The sequence below is a fragment of the Pseudomonas sp. S4_EA_1b genome, assembly GCF_016307435.1.
Taxonomy (GTDB): Bacteria; Pseudomonadota; Gammaproteobacteria; order Pseudomonadales; family Pseudomonadaceae; genus Aquipseudomonas; species Aquipseudomonas rhodesiae.
In genome coordinates, this window is sequence record NZ_JAEILC010000064.1 from 1 (window position 1) to 4886 (window position 4886).

A 4886-nucleotide genomic window follows, 5' to 3' on the forward strand; every position below is an offset into this window, starting at 1 on the left:
AATCCGCCTCCTACTCGATTTCGATGAGATTGCGCCAGCAGTCAGCTCAGCCAGGCCGTCTTGATCAAGCTGATGAGCACCTTGGCATTGGCTGCCATGTGCAGGGCTACTGGCAGAAGGAGGCCTCCACTGGCAATTCGCGCCAGGCCGAGTACCACGCCCACGAAGAAGATAGCCACGAAGCTTGAGGTGTTTTCGTAGTTGAAGTGGGTGACAGAGAAAATGCCGGCGGATGCAAAAATCGCCAGCATGGCAGCTCTGGTGCTTCTCTCCATGTTTGGAGCCCGGAGCAGGAATCCGCGAAAGATCAGTTCCTCCATCAAGGGGGCCAGTATCACGCTCCCTATGAAGACCGGTAGGAGCATACCTGTCGAAACAAAAACCTGATCTCGCGCCATGGATGTCTCGGCTCCCTCGCCAAGAGTGCTCTTGAGGGCGACGCCCAAATAGTCGATCACTACCAGGGCTAGAACGCCCACCAAGAAGTGATTGCTCTTGAACGTGCCAAGGCGTGGCATCCCTCCCAATGTGCGCTCCAGCGCAAGCCAGGCGCCAACTGCGGCCATCAACGTCAAAGACTGCGAGGTGATCTGAAGCATGCGGATGCTCCAGTCGCTGAACATGCCCACTAAGAAATGGGAGATCAGGTTGAAGAACCACAGCAGAGATAGCCCAGTGAGGACCACGATCACATGGAAGCTGATGCTGTCCCTTTGGACATTGGCGGTGGAGAGCATGACGGTCCTTGAGGTTTGCGAAGGGTGGGCGTCGTTGGCCGCGATTGTTCGGCTTGAGCCAACGTTCTCAAGCGTCACATGTGGCCGTCAAACTGCAAGGGCCTACATAGGAGCGGGCGCCGCCCTCTGCGGCTATTCGACTGCTCTGGATCGACGTTGAATGTCCTTCACTATTTCGAGGCGAGGGTCATCGACCCTCTGCAGCTGGGCAAGTGCCACCATGGAGAACCGGACGGTTATTCTCCAGGGGCTGTCGCTTACCTCGAACTGTTCAATGATCTGGAAACGGCCGGAAACGACGCCAGTGTCGAGGTGCAGCTGTTCTTGGGAGAGGCTTGCCACCACGTCTATCAATGCTTCGAACTCTTCTTCAGAGCCTGGGAAAAGTACGTACGTGTTCATCGCCTTGATCGGCTCCAAGAAATAGCGGCCGAAGCCGCTAAAGGTCGGATCATACAGTGCTGAGTGGGAGAGGGTCCGTCATCGCTGGTCGGATTTTAGTGACCTCGCAACGTCACTCTGTCGATCGGACAGCCTCTCTAACAATTGTTCCGACAGGCAGGCTAAATGTCCGCTTGGCCGCTTGAATGCGAGGCTTATCATCGCAAGTATCCAGCACTCCAGGATAAGCAGATGAGTAACGCTGCAGAACCTGTTCTCGCTCCTCAGGAGTCAACCAGCAAGCCAACAATTGAGTGTCCCAGTCACTCATGCAGTAGCTGGTGAGATCCTGGCGCTCAATCTCAGCGAAGAACTCGGTCTCGGCCGACGTCTCCCCGCTTGGGGTGTAGAGCCAGAGCTGTCCATGTTGAAGTCCTTCCAGCTTTCCTTCAATTCCAATGAGTGCATCAAGCCCTTGGCCACGAACACCAGGGGTGAGCCCTCCCGCAAACCAGTAGCTCTCCGTTTCGCTACTTTCCTCTTTGCCCTTGGCTACCTTGGCATCAAGCGAAAGGGTTCCGTGGCTGGTGCCCCAGCTGTACGGTGAAACGTTGGGCCTCAGCGGATCCGCAGCGGCTTCCAGGGCAAATTTCTTCGTCCACAGGCTCAGATTCAGGCTTGAACCAATCATCCGACGATCTGCCACGTGAACCAATCGGCTCACCTGATGATTGGGGTGTGCGTAGCGGGAAAGTTCTTTCCGTTTAAAGTCTAAATAGAAATTTAGATTCTATTGGACGTCATAGGACACCAAACCCCTTAAAGAACGCCACTTTAAGGGGTTTTTCTTTTCCAGCAAGATCTATCAAGACTCTATACGATCCGCGATGTTACCGGGTACGCTACCGGGTACAGCTCTGATAGCATCATAAAAATACCGGGTACAGATAGAGAGATGTAGCCATGCCGCTTACCGACACCGAGTGCCGTACTGCTAAGCCAAAGGAAAAGCCCTACAAACTAACAGACGGAAATGGGCTCTATCTGGAGGTGAAGCCCAACGGAGTAAAGGCGTGGCGCTATCGATTCGAACTGAGCGACGGCAGCGCTAGGAAAGAAAGTGTGTTCGCCATCGGGGAATATGTGGTTGCCCCCAAGGGCGAAACGCCCGAGCAGTCCGAGGAGCGCCGAAGAGGACGTCGTTTTACCCTTTCAGAAGCCCGTGATGAGCGCATAAAGGCGCGATCATTGGTTGTACAAGGCATCAACCCCGTGCACCACCGCCAACAAGAGCGGGTGAAACGCGAGCATGAGAGAACAATCACGTTTGAAGCGGTCGCTAAAGAGTGGCTGTCGCTGAAGGAATGGGAGGAGATCACCAAATCTAGACGACTCAATATGCTGAAACGCGTCGTCTTTCCGAAAATCGGAAATCTGCCGATAAAAGCCATCACCCCCGCCCACATCCTTGAAGTGCTCAAAGGAGCAGCACAGGACAATGGCCCATCTGTAGCTGCCGAAGCCAAACGAACCATGTCCGGCGTATTCGAGCTGGCAATCTCAACGCTACGTGCCAACAGTGATCCCGTACACCCAGTCCGAAAAGCACTGCCTGCCAATAAGACACAACACAAACGACCACTCTCTACGGATGAAATTGGCCAGCTACTGCGAGATGTCGAATCCCACGGCGGACGCCATGAAACCTTCTGCGCTTTCCGACTCATGTGGCTAACTTTGTGCCGACCAAGTGAAGCGGTGGAGGCTCAATGGTCTGAATTCGACCTAGACAAGGCCCTATGGCGCATCCCTGCCGAACGAATGAAAAAGCGAAAGGAGCACACTATCCCACTCCCAAGGCAGGCGGTGGAGATGCTGCAGGCTCTTCAAGGTATCACCGGCAAATACAGCCATGTGTTCCCACACCGAGACGAGCGCACTCGCCCGATGGTCTCAGCCTCATTCCGCCAGATGCTCAACACACTAGGCTGGGGTGGTAAGTACAGTCCACATGCCACGCGGACGACAGGAAGCACCAGACTTAATGAAATGGGTTTCTCCGCAGACTGGATCGAGAGACAGCTCGCACATACTGAGCAGAACGCAGTCAGACGCACCTACAACCATGCCGAGTATCTGAATGACCGGGCCGAGATGATGCAGCAATGGGCAGACATGCTGGACTCTTGGAAGACAAACAACACCACATCAGTAAACGCAACCGCCCGCTGACAGCGTGGTGGAGCGAGTACATCCAAGAAGCATCTACTGGCAACCTGTCGGTCTCAGCCGCCAGTGACAACCAGGACAGAAAAGACGTCTCGATACGCTAACGCCCAATAACCCAGTTTGTTTCAAGATTGGCGCCACGGTCGCCGCCCAGAACACTTGCATATAGTCCCACCTGACCTACTCCCCAACTTTCATTCCCCATGACGCCCGTTCAGCGCTGAGCTGACCGGGCGTTTTTGTATCTGCAAGGTAAACACCATGAAAGCACGCTCTATTAACAGCGCCCAGAAGCACCGCCCCGCTCTGCGCCTGGTCAGCACCAAAGAACTACCGCGCAGGGACTGGCTGGCCGTTCGGAAGCGAGGTATCGGCAGTTCGGATGCCGCCGCTGCGGTCGGCCTGAATCCCTACAAATCACAACTGGAACTCTGGCTGGAGAAAACCGGACGCGATGCCGGGCTGCCAAAAACCGATCCCCAAGACGAGGAAAGCCCTGCCTATTGGGGCAACGTGCTGGAGCCCATCGTGGCCTGGCATTACAGCAAGCGTAGCCGCACGGCTGCAGTATTTCCGGGCCATCTCCAGCGACCGGCTGGCGTGCCTCCCCTTAGAACTACGCCTGCGCGGTAAATCCACCCGGCAAAGCCATGGCACGCCGATCTTCTACGTCGATATCACCGTGCTCAGCGGCATGGCGGTGGAGGAGACCTTGCAGGCTGCCCGCCAACTGGAGGAGAGCCGCCAAGCCGCCGGCTTCGATCAGGCTGCACTGCTGGACGCGGCTGCCCGGCAAGGGTTCGGTAACGGCGCTTTCGAGGAAGACACCGAAGAATGTGGCAGCGTCGTTGAGAGTTCTACCGAAACAATCATGCCCAAAGATCAACCAGAAGACTCCGCTACACGCCCCTCTCTTGCCGAAAAACTGGAATCCCAGGCCAGGCGCAGCGCCCCGCTGTCCACCGTCCAATAATCATTGGATAGCAGGTCGCTTGCGCCTTGCTGTCCGAAGGAGTGCATGCAAATGAAATTTCAGAAAATCAAAGCTGGCGAAGACGCTGGCAGCTACATCGTTCACTCACCTGTTACCGAAACTGAAATTCTACGCTTGGCCTTACAGCTAGCAGCCCGACGGATGTCCAAAGGAAAGCCGTTAACTGATCCATTACAAGTAGCTGAACACCTACAAATGCTTTTACAGGATTATGAGCATGAAGTCTTTGCACTACTAATGCTCGATACAAGACACCGCGTAATCGCTTTTGAGGAGGTGTTCCGCGGCACGTTGGATAACGCCCGCATCTACCCCCGTGAAGTGGTAAAGATGGCGCTCAGCCACAATAGTTCCGCTGTCATACTGGTCCACAACCACCCATCGGGTGACCCGACTCCAAGCTCCGAAGATCGCTTGATTACTCAAACACTAAAAGCCGCACTTGACCTAATTGGCACCCGTACATTGGACCATATCGTTGTTGGCAATGAAGGCTAGGCGGTTGCAGGAGCTGAGTGCAACACGGGGCGGTTTCAGGAGCTGAG

At 55.1% G+C, this 4886-nt stretch carries 5 protein-coding genes and 2 pseudogenes; 4 read left to right on the top strand and 3 right to left on the bottom strand.

Annotated features, from left to right (window positions below; translation table 11 throughout):
- Positions 1-41: 41 nt before the first annotated feature.
- The 3 genes from YA0848_RS20815 to YA0848_RS20825 all read right to left on the bottom strand — a co-directional run bounded on the left by YA0848_RS20815 (position 42) and on the right by YA0848_RS20825 (position 1809).
- Positions 42-737 carry a CPBP family intramembrane glutamic endopeptidase gene (locus YA0848_RS20815; RefSeq protein WP_065085725.1) on the bottom strand — a complete coding sequence of 232 codons (696 nt, stop codon included), beginning with the start codon at positions 735-737 and terminating at the stop codon, positions 42-44.
- 132 nt (positions 738-869) lie between these two features.
- A complete protein-coding gene (locus tag YA0848_RS20820) occupies positions 870-1139 on the bottom strand; it encodes a hypothetical protein (protein ID WP_065085724.1) in 270 nt (89 codons plus the stop codon).
- Positions 1140-1251: 112 nt separating this feature from the next.
- Positions 1252-1809 carry a hypothetical protein gene (locus YA0848_RS20825; RefSeq protein WP_198731400.1) on the bottom strand — a complete coding sequence of 186 codons (558 nt, stop codon included), beginning with the start codon at positions 1807-1809 and terminating at the stop codon, positions 1252-1254.
- A gap of 272 nt (positions 1810-2081) precedes the next feature.
- Here YA0848_RS20825 and YA0848_RS20830 point away from each other — a divergent pair, with 272 nt between their 5' ends.
- From YA0848_RS20830 to YA0848_RS20845, 4 genes and pseudogenes are all read left to right on the top strand, one after another.
- Complete coding sequence (locus YA0848_RS20830) at positions 2082-3350, top strand: tyrosine-type recombinase/integrase (protein WP_033038519.1); 1269 nt, start codon at positions 2082-2084, stop codon at positions 3348-3350.
- A 258-nt stretch (positions 3351-3608) separates the two neighbouring features.
- Positions 3609-3905: pseudogene (locus tag YA0848_RS20835) on the top strand (lambda-exonuclease family protein); the annotation flags it as partial.
- Positions 3895-4320 (top strand): annotated as a pseudogene (locus tag YA0848_RS20840) (hydrolase or metal-binding protein); the annotation flags it as partial. The pseudogenes YA0848_RS20835 and YA0848_RS20840, both read left to right, overlap by 11 nt.
- Positions 4321-4371: 51 nt before the next feature.
- A complete protein-coding gene (locus tag YA0848_RS20845; RefSeq protein WP_198731401.1) occupies positions 4372-4839 on the top strand; it encodes a JAB domain-containing protein in 468 nt (155 codons plus the stop codon).
- Positions 4840-4886 lie beyond the last annotated feature (47 nt).

Coding starts and splice junctions, on each gene's coding strand:
- YA0848_RS20815 (WP_065085725.1), bottom strand. CDS start 737: ATGCTCTCCACCGCCAATGTCCAAAGGGACAGCATCAGCTTCCATGTG.
- YA0848_RS20845 (WP_198731401.1), top strand. CDS start 4,372: ATGAAATTTCAGAAAATCAAAGCTGGCGAAGACGCTGGCAGCTACATC.
- YA0848_RS20830 (WP_033038519.1), top strand. CDS start 2,082: ATGCCGCTTACCGACACCGAGTGCCGTACTGCTAAGCCAAAGGAAAAG.
- YA0848_RS20820 (WP_065085724.1), bottom strand. CDS start 1,139: ATGAACACGTACGTACTTTTCCCAGGCTCTGAAGAAGAGTTCGAAGCA.
- YA0848_RS20825 (WP_198731400.1), bottom strand. CDS start 1,809: ATGATTGGTTCAAGCCTGAATCTGAGCCTGTGGACGAAGAAATTTGCC.